This window comes from uncultured Aggregatibacter sp. (assembly GCF_901873365.1).
In the GTDB taxonomy this organism is placed as follows: domain Bacteria; phylum Pseudomonadota; class Gammaproteobacteria; order Enterobacterales; family Pasteurellaceae; genus Aggregatibacter.
The window spans coordinates 1-23,784 of the sequence record NZ_CABFLM010000063.1 but is presented as its reverse complement, the minus strand read 5'-3'; the positions used below and the strand labels follow the sequence as shown (position 1 = coordinate 23,784).

Sequence of the window (23,784 nt, the reverse complement as noted above, 5' to 3'; positions counted from 1 at the left end):
GTTATGACCAAACAAAAACTAGAACTCACCTGAATAGGCAAACACAAACGTCCGAAGTTAGAAGCGCGGATTTTGCTGGAAGACACGGAAAAGTCCTATCATGCCAAAGTGCGGTCAGAATCGGCGGCGTTTGATAACCGATTGATTTTCGGCGACAACCTGCTTGCGCTTAAAGCGTTGGAGCAGGAATTTACGGGTAAGGTGAAATGCGTGTTTACCGAACCACCTTTTAACACTGGCTCTGCGTTTGAACATTACGATGATGGGGGGGAGCATTCTATTTGGATGGGGCTGATGCGCGACCGCTTGGAAATCATCAAACGCCTGCTTTCAGACGATGGTTCGCTATGGATTACCATTGACGACAACGAAGCGCATTATTTGAAAGTCTTGTGTGATGAAGTGTTTGGGCGGAGGAATTTTGTTGTAAATGCCATTTGGGTTAAGAAATCTGCTCCTCAAAATGATGCAAAATTGATTATGTACTGATTCCGCATGATGAAGTTGCCGAATCAAAAAAATTGGCGGATTTTTTAAGATTTGAGAAAAAGTCTGTCTAAAACGGATCGCACTTATCAAGTGCGTGGGTTGAAACTAAAATTTATAGGTTATCAGTAAAAATCAGCCGCCTTCGGGCGGCTGTGTGTTAAGGAATTTGTATGGCAAACCAAATCCGCCTACACATTTGGGGCGATTATGCCTGTTTTACCCGTCCGGAGATGAAGGTGGAACGGGTGTCTTATGATGTCATCACGCCGTCGGCAGCGCGCGGGATTTTGGCGGCGGTGCATTGGAAGCCGGCGATTCGGTGGGTGATAGACCGGATTTATGTGTTGAAGCCGATTCGGTTTGAGTCGGTGCGGCGCAATGAGTTGGGCGGCAAGATTTCGGCGGGTAAGGTCAGCGGCGCGATGAAGCGTAAGAGCGTTGCCGATTTATATACGCTGATTGAAGACGACCGCCAGCAGCGCGCGGCGACGGTGCTTAAAGACGTGGCTTATGTGATTGAAGCCCATGCGGTGCTGACTCCAAAAGCAGGGGCGGATGAGACCGTTACCAAGCATATTGAGATGTTCAAACGCCGTGCGAAAAAAGGGCAATGCTTTCAGCAGCCTTGTTTGGGCGTGCGTGAGCTTCCTGCCGATTTTGCGTTGATTGACGAGGGCGAGCCGCTGCCGCCGTCGGCATTATTGGAAGGCGAGGTAAACCGCGATTTAGGTTGGATGCTGCACGATATTGATTTTGACCACGGCAACACGCCGCATTTTTTCCGTGCACAAATGAAAGACGGCGTGATTGATGTGCCGCCGTTTTACGCCGAGGAGGTGAAAGCATGATTCTTGCGTCCCTTGCCCGCTATTACCGCCGTTTGGCAGCGGAAACCGATGAAATGGGCAACCCGAAAGTGCCGCCTTATGGCTTTAGCGAGGAGAAAATCGGCTGGATTTTGGTGTTAGATACAGAAGGTCGTCTGAAAACCATTGTGCCGAATCTGACTGCCGATAAAAAGCCGCAGCCGAAGTTGATGAGCGTGCCTCGCCCTGAAAAACGCACGTCGGGCATCAAACCAAATTTTTTGTGGGACAAAACCGCCTACGCTCTTGGCGTGGAAGCCAATAAAAACAAAGCCGAAGCCAAAGAAAAACCGTTTACGCCGTCTGAAAAAACCTTTGAAGCCTTCAAGCAATACCATCTCGATTTACTGCAAAACAGCGACGATGAAGGCTTGCAAGCCTTGTGCCGTTTTCTGCAAAACTGGCAGCCTGCACATTTCGCTGCCGAAAATCTGCCTGCCGAAATGCTCGATGCCAACATCGCATTTTCTCTTGAAAAACCGACCGCACTTATCCATAAACGCGAAGCCGCGCAAACTTTGTGGGCAGGCTGCCTGAAAAGCGATGAAGCACTCGAAGGCTTATGCCTGATTAGCGGCGACACTGCGCCAATTGCACGGCTGCATCCAGCGATTAAAGGCGTGTTTGGCGGGCAAAGCTCCGGCGGCTCGATTATTTCGTTCAACAAAGAAGCCTTTGCCTCGTTCGGCAAGGAGCAAGGCGCAAATGCGCCTGTTTCCGAACAATCCGCCTTTGCCTACACCACCGCGCTGAACTATCTGTTGCGCCGCGAAAATAATCACTGTCTGACCATCGGCGACGCCAGTACGGTCTTTTGGGCGGAAGCAGATGATAACGCGACGGCGCAGGCTGCCGAAGGCTTTTTCGCGCAAGTGTTCACGCCGCCGGATGACGAACAAGAAAGCGCCAAAATTTTCAACGTATTGGAACAAATGGGCAACGGTCGTCCGCTGCAAGAAATTGCGCCCGAACTCTCTCCTAATACCCGTTTTTATATCTTAGGGCTTGCCCCCAATGCCGCGCGGATTTCCGTTCGGTTTTGGCTGGACACCACGTTTGGGCAGTTGGCGGAAAATTTGGCATGGCACTGGCGGGATTTAAAAATTGAACCGCGCCCGTGGAAAACGCCGCCTTCTATTTGGCGCTTGCTGTTGCAGACGGCGGTTTTAGGCAAAAGCGAAAATATCTCGCCCGTGTTGGCAGGCGAAATGACCCGCGCCGTGATTTGCGGCACGCCGTATCCCTTAAGTTTGCTGTCGCAACTGATTACCCGAATTCGCGCCGACGGCGATGTAAACGGACTGCGCGTGGCGATGATGAAAGCCGTATTACAGCGGCGTTTTAGAAAAGGTTTTATCGAAGAAGGAGTTCCTATGAGTTTGAACAATGAAAGCCCGAATCGCGCCTATCTTTTAGGGCGGCTGTTTGCCGTGTTGGAGCGCATTCAATATCAGGCGTTGGGCGAATTAAACGCCGGCATTGCCGACCGCTATTACGGCTCTGCATCCGCCGTGCCGTTTTCGGTTTTTCCGCGTCTTTTGTCGGGCGCAAAACACCATTTATCGCGCTTGCGTAAAGACAAAGGTGGAATAGCAGTGAGTCGGGAAAAAGAGTTGGGCGAAATCATTGCCAAACTACCTGAAATGTTCCCACGCCATCTAAGCATTGAAGAACAAGGCCGTTTTGCCATCGGCTATTACCACCAAAAACAAAGCTATTTTACAGAAAAATAAACCGCTGAAACTATTGAAAACTAAGGAGCCAGAAAATGTCTGCTATTCAAAACCGCTATGAATTTGTTTACTTTTTTGACGTAACCAACGGCAACCCCAACGGCGATCCCGATGCGGGCAATATGCCGCGTCTTGACCCCGAATCCAGCAAAGGCTTGGTAACCGATGTCTGTCTGAAGCGCAAAATCCGTAATTTTGTCGAAATCAGCAGCGAAAACGAAGCCGGTTACGAAATCTACGTTAAAGAAAAAAGCGTGTTAAACCTGCAAAACAAACGTGCTTATGAAGCACTCGGCATTGAGTCAGAAGCCAAAAAACTGCCTAAAGACGAAGCCAAAGCCCGCGACATTACCGCTTGGATGTGTAAAAACTTCTTCGACATCCGCACCTTCGGCGCCGTGATGACCACCGAAGTGAACAGCGGGCAAGTGCGCGGCCCGGTGCAACTGGCGTTTGCACAATCCATCGACCCGATTGTCCCGCTGGAAGTTTCTATCACCCGCATGGCGGTCACCAACGAAAAAGACTTGGAAAAAGAACGCACCATGGGGCGCAAATACATCGTCCCTTACGCGCTCTACCGCGTACATGGCTTTATCTCCGCCAACCTTGCCGCCAAAACCGGTTTTTCAGACGACGACTTAGCCAAGCTCTGGCAAGCCCTGACGTTGATGTTTGAACACGACCGCTCCGCCGCTCGTGGCGAAATGGCGGCACGCAAACTGATCGTTTTCAAACACGACAGCGCACTCGGCAGCCAGCCTGCACATAAACTGTTTGACGCCGTGAAAGTCGAACGCGTAAATGGCGAATCAGGTACCCCAGCTAGCGGTTTTGGTGATTACAACATCAGCGTGGTTTCAGACGGCTTAAATGGCGTGAGCGTGGAAGAGCTGCTTTAAAAACACTTAAAAAGATGACCGCACTTTTAACCGAAACCCAAGGGGAAAATCAGGATACGCGCCTGATTCCCCTTTCCGCCCTGCAACACTACGCCTTCTGTCCGCGCCAATGCGCGCTGATTCACAACGAGCAGGCGTGGGCAGAGAATTATTTGACCGCGCAGGGCAAGGCGCTGCATGAGCGGGTGGATTCGGGCGAGCCGGAAACGCGTAAAGGCGTGCGTTTTGAGCGGACGGTGCATGTGTCGGCAGAGAAACTGGGCATCAGCGGCGTGTTGGATTTGGTGGAAGTGGATACGAAGACAGGCCGTCTGAAACCCGTGGAATACAAACGCGGCAAGCCCAAACCCGACCCGATGGATGAAATCCAGCTTTGCGCCCAAGGTTTGTGCTTGGAAGAAATGACGGGGCAAACCGTCTCTGAGGGCGCGCTGTGGTATATGCAAACCCGCCACCGCGTCCCCGTCGTGTTTTCAGACGACCTGCGCGCCCAAACACTCGCCACCATCGCCGCCGTGCGCGACCTTCTAAACAGCGGACAAACCCCGCCACCTGACTACGGCAAACGCTGCAAAGCCTGCTCGCTGGTGGAGATTTGCCAGCCGGAGTTGCTGGAGAAACGGGATAGGAGTGTAGGGTATGTGATGGGGTTGTTTAAAAATTAACGAATGTTGTTTTTATTACAAGGATATAAAAATCATGTTCTTACAATCTATGGAAATTCAAGGTTACAGAGGTTTTCAGCAAAAACAAGAAATTAAATTTGCTATACCTAAACAAGATTCTGTTACTGAAGTTAGTGGGCTTACGATTATTACTGGCTCGAACAATACTGGGAAATCTTCAATTATTGAATGTTTGAAAGCGAGAGAAGGGTATAACCCACCTAGCTTTCCTAATGGTGTCAGAAATAGTTTGATTGACAAAGTTCAAATTGAGTATCTATTTGATGGTGGCTGTAAGGAAATTTTGATGTCAGTACACAAAAATTCCTCTGAAACAAAATTTGAGGGAACAAGGTGCGAGAAGAAGATTTTTGTTGTTCCATCTAGAAGGGCTTTTGAACCATATTTCAGCAAGTCTGAATTAGATAGAGAATCGTATATCTTAAATACTGCGTTTCAGGCTAAAAGAAGTTCATTATTAGATTATTTTGCGTATAGATTATTTTCAATTGAAAAAAACGAGGATATAAAAATAAACTTTAATAATATGTTAGAGAAAGTTTTAGGCTTTATCCCCGAGTGGGCTATTGATCAAAGTGAAATAGGGCAGCATTTTTTAAAATTTACATCCGGTCAAAATAGCCATTCTAGTAATGGAATGGGGGAGGGAATTGTTAGCATTTTTGTTATTGTTGATGCCCTATATGATTCCAAGCCTGGCGACATTATTGCCATAGATGAACCTGAGCTATCTTTGCATCCATCATTACAAAAACGGTTGAGTAAACTTTTTGTTGAATATGCAAAGGATAGGCAGATTATCATCTCGACACATTCTCCTTATTTTGTCGATATTAATGCATTAGCTAAAGGGGCTGCCTTAGTGAGAGTTATTTCTAGCGATAACGGAACAATAATTTATCAGTTGTCTTCAAGTTCAACAAATTTAATTGTGAGACTAGCAAATAATTTACACAATCCACATACTTGGGGATTAGATGCTCGAGAATTCTTTTTTCAGGAAGATGGAATCATTCTTGTTGAAGGGCAGGAAGATGTTCTTTTATATCCTAAAATTGCTAAGCAATTAGGAAAAGAAATCCAAGGAAGTTTTTTTGGATGGGGTGCTGGTGGAGCTGGAAATATTCGACATTTATGTAGCATTGCAAAAGATTTAGGGTTTAAAAGAGTGGCTGCTATTTTAGATGGAGATAAAAAAGGCTGTTTTGAAGATTTGAAAACTGAGTTTTCTGAATATCATTTTGAAATCATTCCTGCTGATGACATCAAAACAAAGCCTGCCTGCAAGGCGACTCCTGAAAAACCAGGTTTATTAGATAAAGATAAAGATAAAGATAAAGATCTAGTTCTTCAAAGTCAGTATTTTGAAGCAATGAATAGTATAGTTGATAACTTAAATGGCTATTTGCAAGATGAAGGTACGCATTGCTAGGTTATCTGTTTTTTATTCTATGCCACCTGAAGTCTGATTTTTTCAGACGACATTAGAATCCGCCAATAAATAAAACGCGTGCGTGGCTTGCTATAAGCATAGAGTAGGATGGGCATTTATGCCCATCCTACGGGAACTTATGGTAAAACTTTTTTTAGACAGCCTAAACAACAAGCCGTTTTAAAACAAAAGCACGGTCAAAATTCAAGGAGTTCCCATGCGCAAACTGCAAAATACGCTCTACATCACCACCCAAGGCAGCTATCTGCATAAGGAGCGGGAGACGCTGGTGGTGGAGAAGGAGCGTAAGAAGGTGGCGCAGTTGCCGGTGCATTCCATCGGGCATATTTTTTGCTTTGGGAATGTGCTGGTGTCGCCTTTTCTGCTGGGGTTTTGCGGCGAAAATAATGTGAATTTGGCGTTTTTTACCGAAAACGGACGTTTCTTGGGGCGGCTTCAGGGGCGGCAGAGTGGTAATGTGTTGCTGCGTCGGGCGCAGTATCGTGTGTCGGAGCAAAATCCCGTGCCGATTGCGCGCAATATCATTGCGGCGAAGATTCAGGCGAGTAAGCGGGTTCTTCAGCGGCAGATTCGTAATTACGGCGAGAATGCGGCGATTCAAAGTGCGGTCGATTCTTTGAATATTTCGCTGCGGCAGTTGAAGGGCGCGGATGAGCTGGATGTGGTGCGCGGCATTGAGGGCGATGCGGCGGCACGTTATTTCGGCGTATTCGGGCAGCTTTTGAGCGAAAAAAGCGGCTTTACTTTTGATGGGCGCAACCGCCGTCCGCCCAGAGACGGGGTGAACGCGCTGTTGTCGTTTGTGTACAGCATTTTGGGCAAGGACATCAGCGGCGCGCTGCAAGGAGTGGGACTGGATCCGCAGGTGGGCTTTCTGCACGCCGACCGCCCAGGGCGCGACAGTTTGGCGCAGGATATTTTGGAAGAATTCCGCGCATGGTGGGCAGACAGGTTGGTGTTGTCGCTGATTAACCGCGGGCAAATCAAACCGCAGGATTTTGTTACTGAAGCAAGTGGCGCGGTAAGCCTGAAGGCCGATGCGCGTAAGCTCTTGTTCCAAGCTTTGCAGGCGAAAAAGCAGGAGAAAATCGCTCATCCGTTTTTAGACGAAGAAGTGGAAATCGGGCTGCTGCCGTATATTCAGGCGATGCTGTTGGCGCGGCACTTGCGCGGAGATTTGGCGGAATATCCGCCGTTTTTGATGAGATAAGCCATGTTAATGCTGATTACTTATGATATTTCTTTTGACGATCCAAACGGGCAAGCGCGATTGCGCCGCATAGCAAAACATTGCTTAGATTACGGCGTGCGGGCGCAATATTCGGTATTTGAATGCGATGTTACGCCTGACCAGTGGATTATGTTGAAAAGCAAACTGTTGGAAACCTATGACCCTACATGTGACAGCCTGCGTTTTTACCATTTGGGCAGTAAGTGGCGTAATAAAGTGGAGCATCATGGGGCAAAACCGGCAGTAGATGTATTTAAAGACGTGCTTGTCATTTAGTTCGCTAACCTGTTGTTCTCATTAAAACTCTGATGGGATAGCGACCTTCGTTTTCTTTAACAATTTGGATGAATTAATCTATTTGTATAACGACAATGTGGCCGTTATACTTGCCAAACTCCTTATCATAAAATCAGTTAGCGAAATACGGTGTTTAATACACGGATTTTTCTTGCTTTTTTAGGTAGGGAGCAGCCGCCTTCGCGCGGCTGTGTGTTGAAACTTCGATTTTTTTGTCTATGTATTTCATTTTTTACGCAGCCGCCTTCGCGCGGCTGTGTGTTGAAACCTGAAACTACTCGCTTTGACGAAGACCGTACTGCGCAGCCGCCTTCGCGCGGCTGTGTGTTGAAACCATTCCGTCCCGTGATGGTTCGCGTTCTGCGAAGGGCAGCCGCCTTCGCGCGGCTGTGTGTTGAAACGATGATCTTGATTTTGAATATTCTTAATAGAAACTGCAGCCGCCTTCGCGCGGCTGTGTGTTGAAACCCAATGAAAGAGTGGGGAGAATAAAAAGAAATTGGCAGCCGCCTTCGCGCGGCTGTGTGTTGAAACAATTTTACCTTTAGGTAACTGTAAGTTTCGCAATTGCAGCCGCCTTCGCGCGGCTGTGTGTTGAAACTGTCAATCCATACTTTTCAGGTAAATACCCTTTAGCAGCCGCCTTCGCGCGGCTGTGTGTTGAAACCACATTGCCACTGATGCTGATGTTGCCTTTAGTAGCAGCCGCCTTCGCGCGGCTGTGTGTTGAAACAATCGTTGCGGTCATATCCCAAAAATCGCACTTTGCAGCCGCCTTCGCGCGGCTGTGTGTTGAAACTTGATCGGTCGTACTTTTGGCGATTGCCCACAATGCAGCCGCCTCCGCGCGGCTGTGTGTTGAAACAATCCCTTGCGATATAAGCACAAGACTTGTTAGCAGCAGCCACCTTCGGGTGGCTGTGTGTTGAAACTGTATGAGTTGGCGTTAGAGCTTGGTATTAATGACGCAGCCACCTTCGGGTTGCTGTGTGTTGAAACCGGTGGTTGGTTAATGGCAATTTCGGCTTATGTAGCAGCCACCTTCGGGTGGCTGTGTGTTGAAACCCGGCTCATTGGCAAAATTAGAAGAGCTGGCATTGGCAGCCGCCTTTGCGCGGCTGTGTGTTGAAACGTTGAGCTTTATAGAGATTACCATTATGATGAAGGCAGCCGCCTTTGCGCGGCTGTGTGTTGAAACCGGCATTAGCATTGGGGCTCCGTAAGCCATGGTGGCAGCCGCCTTCGCGCGGCTGTGTGTTGAAACAACGTGGACAAAGAAGGTAACCTCAACACGTCACGTGCAGCCGCCTTCGCGCGGCTGTGTGTTGAAACAATAAATCGATGGCTTGTTGTTTCGCCACTGGGGGCAGCCACCTTCGCGCGGCTGTGTGTTGAAACATTTAAATGATTGTTTTTTTTAATCATAAAAATTTTGCAGCCACCTTCAGGTGGCTTTGAGTGATGTTTTCGTGCAACAAGTTGCACGCTACGTTGACTGTGCATTAAGGTATTATATTTTTGTGAAATGAATGGAGGAGAGAGTAAAGTGCGGTTAATTTTTGCTTTATTTTTAATCCCTCTTATTCAATATCTCTAGCGACAAAAATTTATAGTAAAAATCCATCGCACTTTCATGTGTCCTTTTTAAAATTGTCTTTTTAAAAATAAAAAGCAATCGTTTGCGCAAGTGCTGAAAATCCACTAAAATTTCGACCCTATTATTCTCTTATCACTTTACCTTTCTAAGGATCCTCTCATGGAACATGAACAACAAACTGCGGAAGCGGATTTGGTCTATCGTTTAGAAGACAAACCGCCTTTTTTTAATGCTTTAATCAGTGCCATTACACATCTATTGGCGATTTTCGTCCCTATGGTCACGCCTGCACTTATCGTTGGTGGCGCCCTTGGTTTACCCGTCCACATGACGGCTTATTTGGTCTCTATGGCGATGGTCGCATCCGGTATTGGCACTTATATTCAAGTACATCGTTTCGGTTTTATCGGCTCCGGTATGCTTTCCATTCAATCGGTAAACTTCTCTTTCGTCAGTGTGATGATTGCTGTTGGACTTAGCATGAAAGGTAACGGCATTGACGAAAACACGATGATTTCCACCTTGCTTGGCGTGTCTTTTGTTGGCGCGTTTCTTGTGTGTGCAGCGGCTTGGGTGCTGCCTTATTTAAAACGTGTCATCACCCCAACCGTCAGTGGTGTGGTCGTGTTATTAATCGGCTTGAGTTTGATTGACATCGGCATCACCGATTTCGGCGGCGGTTTTGGCGCCAAAGGCACGGAGGCGTTTGGCTCGTTACAAAATATCGGTTTAGCTTCTTTAGTCTTGGTTGTTGTGCTCATTTTTAACTGTATGCGCAATCCGTTTTTACGCATGAGCGGCATTGCTGTCGGTTTAATCGCAGGCTACATCGTAGCATTAACCTTAGGTATGGTTGATTTTTCACCGTTAAAAGACGTGGACTTTTTCACCATCCCGATGCCCTTTAAATATGGTTTTGCGTTTGATTGGTCAGCCTTTTGGGTTGCGGCTATCATCTATTTGTTAAGCGTTTTTGAAGCCGTTGGTGATTTAACCGCAACGGCGATGGTTTCCGGTCAGCCTTATGAAGGCGAAGCGTTTCGTCAACGTTTACGCGGCGGAGTCTTTGCTGATGGATTAGTGTCTGTGATTGCTACCGCGTTAGGTTCCCTACCGCTGACCACCTTTGCCCAAAATAACGGTGTCATTCAAATGACGGGTGTAGCTTCTCGCCATGTGGGTAAATTTATCGCGGCTATTTTAGTGTTATTTGGTTTATTCCCGATTGTCGGTCGCATTTTTACTACGATTCCAAGCCCGGTACTCGGCGGCGCTATGGTATTAATGTTCGGATTAATCGCCATTGCCGGTGTGCGGATTATCATGACTCATGGCATCAACCGTCGTGAAGCGGTCATTGCTGCAACAGCCGTCGGCGTGGGATTGGGTGTTGCTTTTGAGCCGGACGTATTCAAAATGTTGCCGGAAGTTTTCCGTAATGCCATTGCGGCAGGCGGAATTACGGCAGTGGTGTTAAATTTAATTCTGCCGCGAGATGAGCAGGATAAAAGCATTTATTTGACGGAAAAATAAACGAATAGGCGGTGAAAGTGCGGTGGAAATAACGCCTAAAAAACGTTGGGATTTATCACCGCACTTTTTCTATGATCTATTTCAAATATTCCACATAAAGCCGTTTACAGCAGCTTTATTTTTTCGCTAAATTCATTTCTCATAATTTATTAAAACCTAAGGAGATATTATGGATTTAATTATCGGGTTAGTGGCGATTATTCTGGTCGCTTACTATATCGTGAAAGGTTATTCCGCGACGGGCGTGCTTATGTTCGGCGGTTTAGTCTTGTTATTGATTTCGGTATTAATGGGCCATTCCATTTTGCCGGAAAATGTCAAAAGCACCGGCTCAGCCTATTTCGACATTCTTGAATATGTGAAATATTTGCTTTCCAACCGTAGTGGTGGGTTAGGCTTAATGATCATGATCTTATGCGGTTTCTCCGCCTACATGACCCATTTAGGCGCTAACGACATGGTGGTAAAAATCGTTTCCATGCCATTAAAAAATATTCGTTCCCCTTACGTGCTGATGGTATTGGCGTATTTTCTTGCCTGTTTGATGTCTTTTGCGGTTGCCTCAGCAACAGGCTTGGGTGTGTTATTAATGGCAACTTTATTCCCTGTCATGGTCAACATGGGCATTTCTCGTGGTGCGGCGGCAGCCATTTGTGCCTCGCCGATTTCCATCATCTTATCACCAACCTCCGGCGATGTGGTGTTGTCGGCAGAGATTTCCAAACAATCATTAAGCGAATTCGCCTTTTCCACCAGCCTGCCGGTATCCATTGTAGCGATTTGCGGTATTGGTGCGGCTCATTTCTTCTGGCAACGTTATTTGGATCGCAAAGAAAAAGTCAATGCAAAACCGATCGATATGTCCGAAATCAGAACTGATGTACCGACCTTTTACGCCATTTTGCCATTATTACCGATCATCGGTGTAATCCTGTTTGATGGTAAATGGTTTAATTTGCCTGAGTTGCACATCGTTACTGTCATTATTCTTTGCTTTGTGATTACCGCAGTCATCGACTTCATCCGTAATTTCAGTGCAAAAAAAACCTTCGACAATTTAGTGATTGCCTATCGTGGCATGGCAGATGCCTTTGCCGGCGTGGTGATGTTATTGGTTGCCGCCGGCGTGTTCGCACAAAGTTTAAGCACCATTGGCTTTATCACTAATCTGATTAATTCTGCCCAATCTTTCGGTGGTAGCGGAATGTTTATGATGTTAGTCTTGGCGGTGATTACGATTTTAGCCACCATGGCAACCGGCTCGGGCAATGCGGCATTCTATGCTTTCGCCGAATTAATTCCAAAACTCGCTACCCAAATGGGCGCAAATCCAGCCTATTTAACCGTGCCAATGTTACAAGCCTCCAACTTAGGTCGCGGCTTATCCCCGGTATCCGGTGTCGTGGTTGCCGTATCCGGTATGGCAAGAATTTCCCCATTTGAAATTGTCAAACGAATGTCCGTACCAATGGCAGTTGGTTTCATTTGCGTGATTATCGCCACTGAATTTTTCATTCCGGGCGCGTAATTTTCTGACTTAAAGTGCGGTGAATTTTTACCGTATTTTGAGATTGAGAAAGGCGTTATTACTTATTTGAAGAAAAGAAACGGCGCACTGCATTAAACAGTGCGCCGTTTTTTAGTTCATCATACCGATTATGAGGCAATGCCTTTATGACGCAATAACGCATCTAATTGCGGCTCACGACCTCGGAAGTTTTTGAACAGCGTCATCGGTTCTTCAGAGCCGCCTTTGGTGAGAATTTCATCCAAGAAGGATTGACCGGTTTGGGCATTGAAAATCCCTTCCTCTTCAAAACGCGAGTAAGCATCCGCTGATAAGACTTCCGCCCATAAATAGCTGTAATAGCCAGCGGCATAACCTCCGGCAAAAATATGACTGAAGCTATGTGGCATTCTTCCCCATTCAGCACCAGGGATGACGGCAATTTGGCTTTTCACTTCGTGTAACATCGCTAACACTTGATTTTGCTTGCTCGGATCAAATGTGTGGTGCAAGCGGAAATCAAACAGCGCAAACTCTAACTGACGCAAAACAAACATCGCCGCTTGGAAGTTTTTGGCCTTGAGTAATTGGCTGAGCTTTTCTTTGGGTAGCGGTTCGCCGGTTTGATAATGACCGGAAATGAACTGTAGCGCCTCTTCTTCCCAGCACCAGTTTTCCATAAATTGGCTTGGCAATTCCACCGCATCCCAAGGCACACCGTTAATGCCTGCAACATCGGCTACATCAATTTGAGTCAACATATGATGCAATCCATGACCGAATTCATGGAATAGCGTCGTGACTTCATCATGCGTGAATAAGGCCGGTTGATCGCCAAGTGGACGGTTGAAGTTACAGGTTAAATACGCCACCGGTTTTTGTAGGTTGCCGTCAATCTTTTTACGACGACCGATGCAATCATCCATCCAAGCGCCACCGCGTTTATGTTCACGAGCGTATAGGTCTAAATAGAAACTGCCGCGAACTTCATTTTTTTCATCAAGCAAATCGAAGAAACGCACATCTTTATGCCAGGTTTCAACGCCATGACGTTCTACCGCGCGAATATTGAAAATGCGTTTAATCAATTCAAATAAACCGCTCAGTACGCGATCTTCCGGGAAATACGGACGCAATTCTTCATCATTGATGGCATATAAATGTTGCTTTTGTTTTTCGCTGTAAAAAGACAGATCCCAAAGTTCAAGTGCGGTCAAATTATAGTGCGTTTTGCAGAAGTCTTTTAATTCTTGCAATTCACGTTCGCCTTGCGCTTTAGAGCGTGTGGCGAGATTTTCTAGGAAATTCAACACTTGTTGCGGATTTTCAGCCATTTTGGTGGCAAGGGATAATTCGGTGTAGGTGTTGAAATCCAATAATTTGGCTAATTCCACGCGTAGGCTGAGGATCTCTTGCATAATCGCCGAGTTATCCCATTTACCAGCGTTCGGCCCTTGATCGGATGCGCGGGTGGCAAAGGCACGATACATTTCTTCGCGTAATTCACGGTTTTCACAATAGGTCATGACCGGGATATAGCTTGGGTATTCTAAGGTGAAACGATAGCCGCTGACACCTTTGCTTTCTGCGGATTGTTTGGCCGCCTCCAGTGCGGATTCCGGCAAGCCTTTGAGCAGGCTGACATCTTCAACGATCTTTTCCCAGCCCATGGTGGCGTCTAATACGTTATTGCTAAATTGTGAATTCAGTTCGGACAAGCGGGCAGCGATTTCGCCATAGCGTTTTTGTTTTTCAGCCGGCAAGGAAATGCCCGATAATTTGAAATCGCGTAAGCTGTTTTCAATGGCTTTCTTTTGCGCTTGAGTATAATCGGCAAATTCAGGGCTATTTTTTAATTGTAAATAGGCTTCATATAATCCTTGATGTTGACCGACCCACGTGCTGTATTCGGCCAATAATGGCAAACAGGCTTGATAGGCTTCGCGTAATTCCGGGCTATTTTTCACCGAGTTTAAATGCGAAATTGGCGACCATACCTTGCTTAAACGATCACCGGCTTCGGTTAGCGGTAGAATGAAATTTTCCCAAGTAAAGTGCGGTTGATTTACCACGCGTTCTACGGTTTCGCGGTTTTCTTGAATAAGTTGTTTGATGGCGGATTCAATGTATTGCGGTTCAATTTTACTAAAAGCAGGTAAATCGGTTGGTGTAAGTAGTGGGTTTGACATAAAGACTTCCTTAAAAAGAAAAACGGATGGAAATAACGATTAAACGTTAAATAAATTGGGGAGGATTTTATGATTTCAAGGTTGAAAAATCCAGCCATTCAGGGATAATTGCGAATAATTTTTGTTTTGAGGTATCTATGAAGTATTTTTATATCACGTTAGGTTTTCTTTTTCTTATTCTTGGTTTGATCGGTATTGTGGTGCCGATTTTACCTACCACGCCATTTTTATTGTTAACCGTTTTCTTTTTCGCAAAAGGCTCCGAACGTGTACATAATTGGTTTATCGGCACGAAGATTTATCAAAACCATTTAAAAGATTTCCATGAACAGCGGGCGTTAACGAAAAAAGCGAAAATGACCATTCTGATGTTTTCCACCACGATGTTAATGATCGGATTTTATTTTACGCCGAGCATTGTCGGTAAAAGCATCATCGTTGCTGTCTTATTGATCAAATATTGGTTCTTCTTTTTCTGGATTAAAACGCTGGAAGAAGAATAGGGTATCCTTGTTTCATAAAGTGATTTCCATGCATATTATTCACTTTCCTCGTTTTGCTTTTCGTCTTCTTCAATTAAAAAGAGCGGTGCTTTTTTGTTGCGTTTTTGCCTTGAGTGCTTGTGATGAAAAGCAGAAAGAAGTTGTTGTTTCCTCTCTTCCGGCGCAAACTGTACAGCCGCAGTCAACGTCGCTACCAACGCCGTCACAGAACAATCGGCATTTGTTAATTCGCGGAGAATATAAGGATTTTGTCTTCAATCCTGCGCAAGCCAAAGATGTCACACAAGTGGCACTTTTGCGTGATGTCTTGGAAGGTCTGGTGATTTATGATCCGCGTGGTAATGTGGTTCCGGCGGTGGCGGAAAGCTGGCAAACTAAAGATAACAAAACATGGACATTTACCTTGCGACAAGGGGCTAAATGGTCGAATGGTGAACCGGTAACGGCGCAACAATTTGTGGCAAGTTGGCAAGCTTTAGCCACTTCGGCGAGCCCATTAAAATCGTATTTGGCATACATGAATTTAGCCAATGCCGATGCAGTATTAAAAGGGGAGTTATCGGCTGATAAGCTTGGAATCGCGGCAGAAAATGACCGCACTTTGCTTCTTAGCCTAGATAAAGTGACGCCTTATTTGCCACAAATGTTAGCGCATATCAGTTTATTACCTCAGTATTCATCAGAACAAAAAGAGATTATTACAAATGGCGCTTATTATGTGACAGGGCAAGAAAATAATGTGATTCACTTAGAAAAAAATCCGCATTATTGGGCGCAAGAGAAGGTGTCGTTTCAGCAGGTGGATTACCAAAAAATGACGACGCAACAAGCGCTTGGCGACCTGGATGTGGTGATTAATCCTACGCAAACTGAGCAAGCGCAATATTTTCCGCAACTTTGTACCTATTTCTACGCCTTTAATATGAAACACCCGAAATTGGCACAAAGTTCGGTCAGAAAAGCGTTATCAATTATGGCCTCTTCTCGTCACGTGAATCTGAGTGGCAAAAATGTTATTTATTTAAGTGATAATTTCTTGCCGATATCGATGCAAACAATAGAAAGCCATTGGGAGCAAACGCCAATGGAGCAGTTGTTAATTCAAAGTGATATTAATGAGAAATCACCGTTAAAGGTCACGTTAAGTTATGATCAAACCGAATTTCAACATCAAATGGCGCAGTCATTAATGCGTATGTGGGCACAATCGGATATGATTCGGGTTAGCGGAGAAGCACTGCCGAAACAACAATTATTAGAGAAGATGGCAAAAGGCGATTTTCAGATTGCTCGTGCCGGCTGGTGCGCCGATTATCACGATCCTTCTGCATTTTTAAGTTTGTTTTACAGCCACAGCCCGGACAATATAAGTGGTTACCACAATGAAGAGGTAGATCGCTTATTTGAGCAAAGTTTACAACGGATTCCATCGTCAGAACGCACCGCACTTTACAGTCGAATCGAACAAATTCTGCAACAAGAAAATGTGGTATTGCCCTTATATCAAACTACGATCCCCATTTATCTTCATCCTACCCTAAACGGCTATGATTTATCCAATCCTACTGAGGTCATTTACAGTAAAGATTTATTTCGTAGAAATTTCTAACTATCACACGAAAGATTATGCGCATAATAAACCCCGTGTCGTCATATTGTGAAAATAGAAAAAATCGGTAAACTATGCCAAATTTGATTATGAATAAGGAGTTATGATGCATTCATCTATCACGAAAGCTGTTTTATTTTCTTCGGTATTTTTATTTACCGGATGTTCATCATTAGAGTCCGCATGGAATTCCATGATCGGTGATGACTCACCAAAACCTTCTGCAACAGCTCCGCAGACGCAGAGTGAATCCCCTAAAGCGAAATTGCCAAAAGCGGAAATGGCTGAATCACAAAATGCCATAAAACAGGCAGAAAACTTACCGCGCTTTGAGTATATTTTACTGGATACGCAATATACGGCATTTTTGAATCCACAACCGGAACTCATTAAAGTCAATAAAGGCAGTGAAACGACGACGTTTGCCTATAAAAATGGCGCGCTCACGTTAGTTGAACATCAACAACAACGTTATCGTGCAGAGGATAAAAATATTCCGCCATCACTTGTTCAAGAAGGGGCGAAATTACAAAAAATATTGGGTTTAAATAGTGCAGATAAAAATGCTGAGAATATTAAAACCGGCAGCGATGCAAAATTAAATTATTTATGTATTACTAAACTGCAACAAGTGGCTCAAACGCAACGGGTATTCCGTAGTTCGGCAAATATGGCGAAAAGTGATTCTCGCTTAATTGCGGATGTGCGTTTAAACGGTAATCAATTTTATAAAATGGATTGTCAGTTAAGCGGTAATCGTGTTGCAAAATTAAGTTTAAGTAAAAAATAAAGGATAAATACACAATACATGAATGCCCAATAATGCCGTTATTGGGCTTAATAAATGAAGGAAGTCTAATATGAAAAGAGGGCTCATGATTGGTCTGTTATGCCTGAGCTTGACCGCCTGTTCATTCGGCGTGGGCGCCGGTGGCGGATCAAATGGTGTAGGCATTGGCGTGGGAACCGGTGTACGATTTTAATTCTTGAATCAATCAGTCAAGCTAAAAGCATTGCTCATTGCAATGCTTTTAACGTTTAAGGGTTTATCAATACACCACTAATCGCTGTGGGCGAATCACGTTATTTTCATCAATCACTGCCACGCCAAGAAAGCGATTCTCATGAGAAAACAACCGCACTTGTCCTTGTAGACTGTTAGGGTTATCGAATTTTACCCGTTGACCAAATCCGATACCTTGTGTTTGGCTTTCATTTAAGGTTAACGTCGGCAATTTTGCCACGGCAGTATCCATCGGCAATAATAAGGTATCTAACAAACTCAAATCTTGTGGTTCTGCCAAAGCTTGCAAAGCATTCCAATCCAACATTTTTTCTGTCGGGTAATCTGCCACTGCTGTGCGACGCAACATCGTTACATGGGCGCCACAGCCCAACGTCTCTCCTAAATCATCCACCAAAGTGCGAATGTACGTGCCTTTGGAACAATGTACCTCAAGGGTTAAATAGGGCGCATTGTATTCGATGAAGTTCAGTTCAAAGATCGTAATGGGACGCGCTTCCCGCTCCACCGTAATGCCTTGACGGGCATATTCATAAAGCGGTTTACCATTGTGTTTCAACGCCGAAAACATCGTCGGCACTTGCAAAATATCCCCACGGAATTGCTCAAGTGCGGTCAAAATTTCAGGTGTTTTAACCTTCACATCACGGGTTTCGACAATCTGTCCTTCTGCATCCGATGTGTCCGTGCGTTCTCCCAGTTTTGCCGTGACTAAATAACGTTTATCGGCATCTAGCAAAAACTGCGAAAACTTGGTGGCTTCGCCCAAACAGATAGGCAACATTCCGGTGGCAAGCGGATCTAACGCGCCGGTATGCCCCGCTTTGTTCGCCTGAAAAATGCGTTTCACTTTCTGCATGATATCGTTGGAAGACATACCTTGCGGCTTATCCAACAAAAACACGCCATGAATATCACGTCCACGTTTACGCGGTTTGGACATTAGTCTTTGTCCTCAACGTGTTTTTTCTCATCTTCGCGCACAACATTTGTCACCAAGTTAGACATGCGCATACCTTCTACCAAAGATTGATCGTAAATAAAACGAATCTCCGGCACGATACGCAGACGCATAGCTTTGCCTAACAGCGTGCGAATATAAGGCGCGGCTTTTTCTAAGCCTTTCATGCCCTGCGCAATCGCTTGTTCATCGTGATCAAATAAAAAAGTGACGAAAACTTTTGCATAAGCTAAATCACCGGACACTTCCACGTCAGACACCGTCACCATGCCAATACGGGGATCTTTCACTTCGCGCTGTAAAATCACCGCGATTTCTTTTTGGATTTCTTGTGCGACACGGTCGCTACGTTTGAATTCTCGAGCCATAATGATTACCCTTTGTGATATAAGGGGCTTATTTTACTGGAATTCATGTCAATTAGCACGAAAAAGCAATGTGATACGCGAATCTGATTTTTGCGTTATCAGAATAGAAAGCAACGAATCGTATTTAAAAACCACCGCACTTTTTCTTCTTTTCCCTTTCCTTCATTGAGTTTTTACCAAAATTCGCTATAATTTCGCCTGTACAAAAAAACAGTATTTGTGAGTAAAAATAATGGATTTCGCAGAATTATTAGATGGTTTAAACGATAAACAACGGGAAGCGGTGAGTGCACCATTAGGCAATTATTTGGTATTGGCGGGCGCAGGGAGTGGTAAAACCCGCGTATTGACGCACCGAATCGCGTGGTTGATTGGCGTGGAAGGTGTCTCCGAAGGGAGCATTATGGCGGTAACCTTCACCAACAAAGCTGCGGCAGAAATGCGTCATCGTATTGAATCCGTCTTGTCCGACGGCAATCAGCGTTTGTTTGGTATGTGGGTCGGCACCTTTCACAGCATTGCGCATCGACTTCTGCGTGCTCATCATCTTGATGCGGATTTACCGCAAGATTTCCAGATTTTAGATTCGGAAGACCAATTACGTTTACTCAAACGCCTGATGAAATTACATCATTTTGACGAAAAAAGTTTCCCGCCAAAGCAAGCCGCTTGGTATATCAATAATAAAAAAGACGAAGGCTTGCGTCCGAATCAAATTGATGATCATCACGATCGTCAAGAACGTGAATGGATTCGGATTTATCAGATTTATCAAGATGCTTGCGATCGTGCAGGGCTGGTGGATTTTGCCGAAATTTTATTACGCTCGTACGAATTGTTTTTACATAAGCCACTGATTTTACAACGTTATCAACAACGTTTTCAGCATATTTTGGTGGATGAGTTTCAAGACACCAACAAAATTCAATATGAATGGATTCGTTTGTTGGCGGGCAAAACCGGCAAAGTGATGATTGTGGGGGATGACGACCAATCTATTTACGGCTGGCGCGGTGCAAAAATCGAAAATATTCAGTTATTTTTAAAAGAGTTTGCCAATGCACAAACCATTCGATTGGAGCAAAATTACCGTTCCACCATGAATATTTTGCAAGCGGCGAATGAGTTGATTTCCAATAACAACAATCGACTAGGGAAAAATTTGTGGTCGGAAGGCAATCAAGGTGAACCGGTTGGGATTTATGCCGCTTTTAACGAATTAGATGAAGCGCTGTTCGTTGCCTCACAAATTAAAACTTGGATTGAAGACGGTGGTAAACTCAACGATTGTGCTATTTTATATCGCAGTAACAGTCAATCACGGGTGATTGAGGAAGCATTGATTCGTTCACAAATTCCGTATCGTATTTATGGTGGCATGCGTTTCTTCGAACGTCAGGAAATCAAGGATGCATTGGCATATTTGCGCTTAATTGCTAATCGCCAAGACGATGCCGCCTTTGAACGCGTTATTAATACGCCACCACGGGGCATTGGTGATCGCACGTTGGATACCTTGCGTAATCTGACTCGCGAACATCAAATCACGTTATGGCAAGCCACCAATTTGGCCTTGCAGGAAAATAAACTGGCAGGTCGTGCTGCGACCGCCTTGCTTCGCTTTATGGAATTAATCAATTCTCTGCAACGGGATACGGAAGAAATGCCGTTGTTTGCACAAACAGATTTTGTGATTAAGCATTCCGGTTTGTATGAAATGTATAAACAGGAAAAGGGCGAAAAAGGCGAAGTGCGTATTGAGAATTTGGAAGAATTGGTCTCTGCCGCTCGCGAATTTATCAAGCCTGAAGAGGCAGAAGACATGACAGAGCTCACGGCTTTCTTGACGCACGCCTCATTAGAAGCGGGTGAAGAACAAGCGGCACCGCATCAAGCCTGTGTGGAAATGATGACCTTGCACTCAGCAAAAGGCTTGGAGTTTCCTCGAGTGTTTATGATTGGCGTGGAGGAAGGGTTATTCCCAAGTTTCCGTTCCTTTGAAGAAACAGGGCGTTTGGAAGAAGAACGTCGTTTGGCTTATGTGGGGATTACCCGCGCCAAACAAAAACTCACCATTTCTTATGCAGAAAGTCGTCGTTTATATGGCAAAGAAGAACGCCATTTGCCTTCTCGTTTTATCTCCGAATTGCCACAACAATGTTTACAAGAAATCCGTTTACGCGGCACGGTTACCCGCGCCTTAAATCAAGCCAAAGTAGGTAGCGTTTCGCCGATTGCCAATGAAAGCGAATGGAAAATGGGGCAAAAAGTGAAACATGAGAAATTCGGTGTTGGCACGGTGATTAATGTGGAGGGGGCAGACAATAATTTGCGCTTACAAATTGCGTTCCAAAATCAAGGGATTAAATGGCTGATCGCCCATTTGGCGAAGTTGGAGAGACTTTAAACCTCTCCGTTTTCCGGTCGATACCCTTCATCATGTAATGTCGGGTTCTCCGCGCCTTGTTTTGCCAACTGGTCGCAGAGTTCATTTTCACGGTGCCCGGCGTGTCCTTTAACCCAGCGCCAATCAACTTGATGACGGGCGATAGCTTGGTCTAATGCTATCCATAAATCTTGGTTTTTTACCGGTTTGCCACTACTGGCTTTCCAATTATTTTTTTTCCAGTTGAAAATCCATTGCGTGATGCCGTTTTTCATGTATTGGCTATCGCTGTATAAATGGATGTCGCAAGGCTCTTTGAGGCTATTTAACGCTTCGATGACGGCTAATAATTCCATGCGATTATTGGTGGTGAGGAAATAACCTTTTGAGAGGCTTTTTTCATGTTGTTTGTAACGAAGCAGAACGCCAATACCGCCGGCGCCCGGGTTTCCAAGGCAGGATCCGTCGGTAAAAATTTCGATTTGTTTACGCATATTGACTACTAATTTATTGTAAATGAGGCGATAATACCCGAAATTTTTGCGGATAAAAAGTGAAGTTATGAGTATTCAAACCCATCAAAATCGTCAGATCGTACTGGATACGGAAACCACCGGTATGAATCAATTAGGCGCTCATTATGAAGGCCACTGCATTATTGAAATCGGTGCGGTAGAGCTAATTAACCGTCGTTATACCGGCAATAATTTTCACATTTATATTAAACCTGATCGTCCGGTCGATCCCGAGGCGATTAAAGTTCACGGCATTACTGATGAAATGTTGGCGGATAAACCGGATTTTAGCCAAGTAGCGAATGAATTTATTGAATACATCAAAGGTGCCGAGTTATTGATCCATAATGCGCCCTTCGATGTGGGCTTTATGGATTATGAATTTCGTAAGCTGAATTTGCCGATAAAAACCAACGATATTTGCACGGTTACCGACACCTTAGTGATGGCGCGCCAAATGTATCCCGGCAAAAAGAACAATTTGGATGCGTTATGTTCCCGTTTAGGCATTGATAACAGTAAGCGTACCTTGCACGGCGCGTTGTTGGATGCTGAAATTTTAGCCGACGTTTATCTTGCTATGACCGGCGGGCAAACCAGTTTATTTGATGAAAACGAACAGGACGTGATTCAACAAGCGGTAACGCATCAGCAGGTAAAAAGTGCGGTGGCTTTTTCACATCATTTACGCTTGCTCACACCGACCGAAGAAGAACTGGAAGCCCATTTGGAATATCTCAAATTAATTAACAAAAAAAGCAAAGAAAATTGTCTGTGGGATCGCCGCACAAAAGAGGAAACCTTGCAGTAAAAAGAATCGTTCACTGATTAGACAAACAGACGGAAAAAAAACAAAAAAGAGTTGACGTTGCTATCCTTCAACATTATTATGCACCTCACCTGTGCGGAGTGGTAGTTCAGTTGGTTAGAATACCTGCCTGTCACGCAGGGGGTCGCGGGTTCGAGTCCCGTCCATTCCGCCAATTTTTATCTCAATTCTAATTCGGAGCGGTAGTTCAGCTGGTTAGAATACCTGCCTGTCACGCAGGGGGTCGCGGGTTCGAGTCCCGTCCGTTCCGCCAATTCTTAAATAGATCCCTTATTTAAAAATTATCTATTCAATCGTTTTTTAGCTCCGTAGTGTGCATCTTGATGCACGAAAATATAATTCAGCAAATTCATTAAACTAATAAAAATACCCACAAAAACCACCGCACTTTTTAAACTAAATTATTTCATTAACGTCTTTTATTCGTGCAACAAGTTGCACGCTACATTGTGATTAGGATCACGGTTTTGGAATACTCCTGTTGACTATTTTTTGTTCTTTTGCATAATACCAAATATTTTATATGTCTTATGGTATAGATATGAGAAAAGTTAAATGGGTAATATTTATTATTCTTACAATGGCAATTGGATATTCTTTTTATAAAATAAATATTGCTCCTTTGCTTGGAAAATTAGAAGAGAAATTCGAGACGATTCATGTTATTGATCTTACAACACCAAGCACAACTGTTTTTAGTTATAAGTCTAAAATATCTTATTGCAAATCCTTTTCATTAGAATTTAATAATTTTCTTTCAGAGCAAGGTGTTTATCAAAAGGACGTATTTGGAATAAATAAACTTTCTCAGAAAAGTAGAGCAGAGATTGATTCTCTTATTAGTATGAATATACCTCTTGAGATAAATATATATCAGAGTAATAGACTAGTTTATAAAAATAAAATATTCCTTAATCGACTTCTCCGTAGCTCAGGTAATAGTGTAACACTCTATTATTCTAACTGGTTAGGTAATGACTGTTATAATTTTGAAAAAGGCGTTTCCTATACTATTGAGATAATCAATTCAATAGCATTAAAAGTTGATTCTAATGTGGAGTTTAATTTTATGTTACAAATAATTTGATTAAAATTAAATATATTAA

21 protein-coding genes, 2 tRNA genes, 1 pseudogene and 1 CRISPR repeat array are annotated in these 23,784 nt (G+C 44.5%); of the genes and pseudogenes, 19 read left to right on the top strand and 5 right to left on the bottom strand.

The genetic code is table 11. The annotated features are described in order from the left end of the window. Window positions 1-3: 3 nt before the first annotated feature. From QZ106_RS05415 to dcuC, 10 genes and pseudogenes are all read left to right on the top strand, one after another. A pseudogene (locus QZ106_RS05415) lies at window positions 4-474 on the top strand (DNA methyltransferase); the annotation flags it as partial. A 185-nt stretch (window positions 475-659) separates the two neighbouring features. Next, window positions 660-1,337, top strand: a complete 678-nt coding sequence (gene cas5c, locus QZ106_RS05410; protein WP_295975264.1) for a type I-C CRISPR-associated protein Cas5c — start codon at window positions 660-662, stop codon at window positions 1,335-1,337. Continuing rightward, window positions 1,334-3,088, top strand: coding sequence for a type I-C CRISPR-associated protein Cas8c/Csd1 (gene cas8c / locus QZ106_RS05405; protein WP_295975262.1), 1,755 nt, complete (start codon window positions 1,334-1,336; stop codon window positions 3,086-3,088). Before cas5c ends, cas8c begins: the two co-directional genes overlap by 4 nt. 35 nt (window positions 3,089-3,123) lie before the next feature. Continuing rightward, a complete protein-coding gene (cas7c, locus tag QZ106_RS05400) occupies window positions 3,124-3,990 on the top strand; it encodes a type I-C CRISPR-associated protein Cas7/Csd2 (protein ID WP_003777774.1) in 867 nt (288 codons plus the stop codon). Between the two features lie 14 nt (window positions 3,991-4,004). After that, window positions 4,005-4,655, top strand: coding sequence for a CRISPR-associated protein Cas4 (cas4, locus tag QZ106_RS05395; RefSeq protein ID WP_295975259.1), 651 nt, complete (start codon window positions 4,005-4,007; stop codon window positions 4,653-4,655). 34 nt (window positions 4,656-4,689) lie between these two features. Continuing rightward, entirely contained in the window at window positions 4,690-6,108 is a 1,419-nt protein-coding gene (locus tag QZ106_RS05390; protein ID WP_295975256.1) for an ATP-dependent endonuclease, read from the top strand. Window positions 6,109-6,325: 217 nt separating this feature from the next. Further along, window positions 6,326-7,339 (top strand): type I-C CRISPR-associated endonuclease Cas1c, encoded by a 1,014-nt coding sequence (gene cas1c, locus QZ106_RS05385; RefSeq protein WP_295975254.1) that lies wholly within the window; start codon window positions 6,326-6,328, stop codon window positions 7,337-7,339. A gap of 3 nt (window positions 7,340-7,342) precedes the next feature. Then, on the top strand, window positions 7,343-7,636 hold the full coding sequence (gene cas2 / locus QZ106_RS05380) for a CRISPR-associated endonuclease Cas2 (RefSeq protein WP_295975251.1): 294 nt from the start codon (window positions 7,343-7,345) through the stop codon (window positions 7,634-7,636). A gap of 198 nt (window positions 7,637-7,834) precedes the next feature. Continuing rightward, window positions 7,835-9,055: a CRISPR direct-repeat array (repeat unit 18 nt; unit sequence GCGGCTGTGTGTTGAAAC). A gap of 358 nt (window positions 9,056-9,413) precedes the next feature. Beyond that, entirely contained in the window at window positions 9,414-10,787 is a 1,374-nt protein-coding gene (locus QZ106_RS05375; protein ID WP_295975247.1) for a nucleobase:cation symporter-2 family protein, read from the top strand. A 169-nt stretch (window positions 10,788-10,956) separates the two neighbouring features. Beyond that, entirely contained in the window at window positions 10,957-12,315 is a 1,359-nt protein-coding gene (gene dcuC / locus QZ106_RS05370; RefSeq protein WP_295975245.1) for an anaerobic C4-dicarboxylate transporter DcuC, read from the top strand. Between the two features lie 128 nt (window positions 12,316-12,443). Here the strand turns inward: dcuC and prlC are convergent, their stop codons facing one another. Further along, complete coding sequence (gene prlC / locus QZ106_RS05365) at window positions 12,444-14,483, bottom strand: oligopeptidase A (RefSeq protein WP_295975242.1); 2,040 nt, start codon at window positions 14,481-14,483, stop codon at window positions 12,444-12,446. Between the two features lie 137 nt (window positions 14,484-14,620). Between prlC and QZ106_RS05360 the strand changes: the two genes are divergently transcribed. After that, complete coding sequence (locus QZ106_RS05360) at window positions 14,621-14,986, top strand: YbaN family protein (protein ID WP_021615434.1); 366 nt, start codon at window positions 14,621-14,623, stop codon at window positions 14,984-14,986. Window positions 14,987-15,021: 35 nt separating this feature from the next. Here QZ106_RS05360 and QZ106_RS05355 read toward each other — a convergent pair whose 3' ends face one another. Then, complete coding sequence (locus QZ106_RS05355; protein WP_295975238.1) at window positions 15,022-15,192, bottom strand: hypothetical protein; 171 nt, start codon at window positions 15,190-15,192, stop codon at window positions 15,022-15,024. A 14-nt stretch (window positions 15,193-15,206) separates the two neighbouring features. On the opposite strand from QZ106_RS05355, the gene QZ106_RS05350 reads away from it, so the two are divergent. The 3 genes from QZ106_RS05350 to QZ106_RS05340 all read left to right on the top strand — a co-directional run bounded on the left by QZ106_RS05350 (window position 15,207) and on the right by QZ106_RS05340 (window position 17,578). Then, window positions 15,207-16,595 carry a peptide ABC transporter substrate-binding protein gene (locus tag QZ106_RS05350; RefSeq protein ID WP_295975236.1) on the top strand — a complete coding sequence of 463 codons (1,389 nt, stop codon included), beginning with the start codon at window positions 15,207-15,209 and terminating at the stop codon, window positions 16,593-16,595. Window positions 16,596-16,701: 106 nt separating this feature from the next. After that, a complete protein-coding gene (locus QZ106_RS05345; RefSeq protein ID WP_295975235.1) occupies window positions 16,702-17,385 on the top strand; it encodes a hypothetical protein in 684 nt (227 codons plus the stop codon). 70 nt (window positions 17,386-17,455) lie between these two features. After that, on the top strand, window positions 17,456-17,578 hold the full coding sequence (locus QZ106_RS05340; RefSeq protein WP_021615437.1) for a hypothetical protein: 123 nt from the start codon (window positions 17,456-17,458) through the stop codon (window positions 17,576-17,578). Between the two features lie 66 nt (window positions 17,579-17,644). Here QZ106_RS05340 and truB read toward each other — a convergent pair whose 3' ends face one another. Both truB and rbfA read right to left on the bottom strand, forming a co-directional pair. Further along, a complete protein-coding gene (gene truB / locus QZ106_RS05335) occupies window positions 17,645-18,562 on the bottom strand; it encodes a tRNA pseudouridine(55) synthase TruB (protein ID WP_295975231.1) in 918 nt (305 codons plus the stop codon). Further along, window positions 18,562-18,948 (bottom strand): 30S ribosome-binding factor RbfA, encoded by a 387-nt coding sequence (rbfA, locus tag QZ106_RS05330; RefSeq protein WP_295975228.1) that lies wholly within the window; start codon window positions 18,946-18,948, stop codon window positions 18,562-18,564. Before rbfA ends, truB begins: the two co-directional genes overlap by 1 nt. Window positions 18,949-19,180: 232 nt before the next feature. Between rbfA and uvrD the strand changes: the two genes are divergently transcribed. Continuing rightward, window positions 19,181-21,355 carry a DNA helicase II gene (gene uvrD, locus QZ106_RS05325; protein ID WP_295975226.1) on the top strand — a complete coding sequence of 725 codons (2,175 nt, stop codon included), beginning with the start codon at window positions 19,181-19,183 and terminating at the stop codon, window positions 21,353-21,355. Here the strand turns inward: uvrD and rnhA are convergent. After that, the gene (gene rnhA / locus QZ106_RS05320) at window positions 21,352-21,828 is read right to left on the bottom strand and encodes a ribonuclease HI (protein ID WP_295975222.1); all 477 of its coding nucleotides are present in this window, start codon (window positions 21,826-21,828) and stop codon (window positions 21,352-21,354) included. The two genes, uvrD and rnhA, sit on opposite strands and share 4 nt — an antisense overlap. Before the next feature lie 67 nt (window positions 21,829-21,895). On the opposite strand from rnhA, the gene dnaQ reads away from it, so the two are divergent. The 4 genes from dnaQ to QZ106_RS05300 all read left to right on the top strand — a co-directional run bounded on the left by dnaQ (window position 21,896) and on the right by QZ106_RS05300 (window position 23,765). Beyond that, entirely contained in the window at window positions 21,896-22,660 is a 765-nt protein-coding gene (dnaQ, locus tag QZ106_RS05315) for a DNA polymerase III subunit epsilon (RefSeq protein ID WP_295975220.1), read from the top strand. A 95-nt stretch (window positions 22,661-22,755) separates the two neighbouring features. After that, window positions 22,756-22,832 (top strand) — tRNA-Asp (locus tag QZ106_RS05310). A gap of 22 nt (window positions 22,833-22,854) precedes the next feature. After that, window positions 22,855-22,931: transfer RNA gene (locus QZ106_RS05305), tRNA-Asp, on the top strand. Between the two features lie 288 nt (window positions 22,932-23,219). Then, window positions 23,220-23,765, top strand: a complete 546-nt coding sequence (locus QZ106_RS05300) for a hypothetical protein (RefSeq protein WP_295975218.1) — start codon at window positions 23,220-23,222, stop codon at window positions 23,763-23,765. The last annotated feature ends 19 nt before the right edge of the window (window positions 23,766-23,784 follow it).

What these genes read in the sequence shown, in the direction of transcription:
- cas5c (WP_295975264.1), top strand. Translation starts at nt 660, where the DNA reads ATGGCAAACCAAATCCGCCTACACATTTGGGGCGATTATGCCTGTTTT.
- cas8c (WP_295975262.1), top strand. Translation starts at nt 1,334, where the DNA reads ATGATTCTTGCGTCCCTTGCCCGCTATTACCGCCGTTTGGCAGCGGAA.
- cas7c (WP_003777774.1), top strand. Translation starts at nt 3,124, where the DNA reads ATGTCTGCTATTCAAAACCGCTATGAATTTGTTTACTTTTTTGACGTA.
- cas4 (WP_295975259.1), top strand. Translation starts at nt 4,005, where the DNA reads ATGACCGCACTTTTAACCGAAACCCAAGGGGAAAATCAGGATACGCGC.
- QZ106_RS05390 (WP_295975256.1), top strand. Translation starts at nt 4,690, where the DNA reads ATGTTCTTACAATCTATGGAAATTCAAGGTTACAGAGGTTTTCAGCAA.
- cas1c (WP_295975254.1), top strand. Translation starts at nt 6,326, where the DNA reads ATGCGCAAACTGCAAAATACGCTCTACATCACCACCCAAGGCAGCTAT.
- cas2 (WP_295975251.1), top strand. Translation starts at nt 7,343, where the DNA reads ATGTTAATGCTGATTACTTATGATATTTCTTTTGACGATCCAAACGGG.
- QZ106_RS05375 (WP_295975247.1), top strand. Translation starts at nt 9,414, where the DNA reads ATGGAACATGAACAACAAACTGCGGAAGCGGATTTGGTCTATCGTTTA.
- dcuC (WP_295975245.1), top strand. Translation starts at nt 10,957, where the DNA reads ATGGATTTAATTATCGGGTTAGTGGCGATTATTCTGGTCGCTTACTAT.
- prlC (WP_295975242.1), bottom strand. Translation starts at nt 14,483, where the DNA reads ATGTCAAACCCACTACTTACACCAACCGATTTACCTGCTTTTAGTAAA.
- QZ106_RS05360 (WP_021615434.1), top strand. Translation starts at nt 14,621, where the DNA reads ATGAAGTATTTTTATATCACGTTAGGTTTTCTTTTTCTTATTCTTGGT.
- QZ106_RS05345 (WP_295975235.1), top strand. Translation starts at nt 16,702, where the DNA reads ATGCATTCATCTATCACGAAAGCTGTTTTATTTTCTTCGGTATTTTTA.
- QZ106_RS05340 (WP_021615437.1), top strand. Translation starts at nt 17,456, where the DNA reads ATGAAAAGAGGGCTCATGATTGGTCTGTTATGCCTGAGCTTGACCGCC.
- truB (WP_295975231.1), bottom strand. Translation starts at nt 18,562, where the DNA reads ATGTCCAAACCGCGTAAACGTGGACGTGATATTCATGGCGTGTTTTTG.
- rbfA (WP_295975228.1), bottom strand. Translation starts at nt 18,948, where the DNA reads ATGGCTCGAGAATTCAAACGTAGCGACCGTGTCGCACAAGAAATCCAA.
- uvrD (WP_295975226.1), top strand. Translation starts at nt 19,181, where the DNA reads ATGGATTTCGCAGAATTATTAGATGGTTTAAACGATAAACAACGGGAA.
- rnhA (WP_295975222.1), bottom strand. Translation starts at nt 21,828, where the DNA reads ATGCGTAAACAAATCGAAATTTTTACCGACGGATCCTGCCTTGGAAAC.
- dnaQ (WP_295975220.1), top strand. Translation starts at nt 21,896, where the DNA reads ATGAGTATTCAAACCCATCAAAATCGTCAGATCGTACTGGATACGGAA.
- QZ106_RS05300 (WP_295975218.1), top strand. Translation starts at nt 23,220, where the DNA reads ATGAGAAAAGTTAAATGGGTAATATTTATTATTCTTACAATGGCAATT.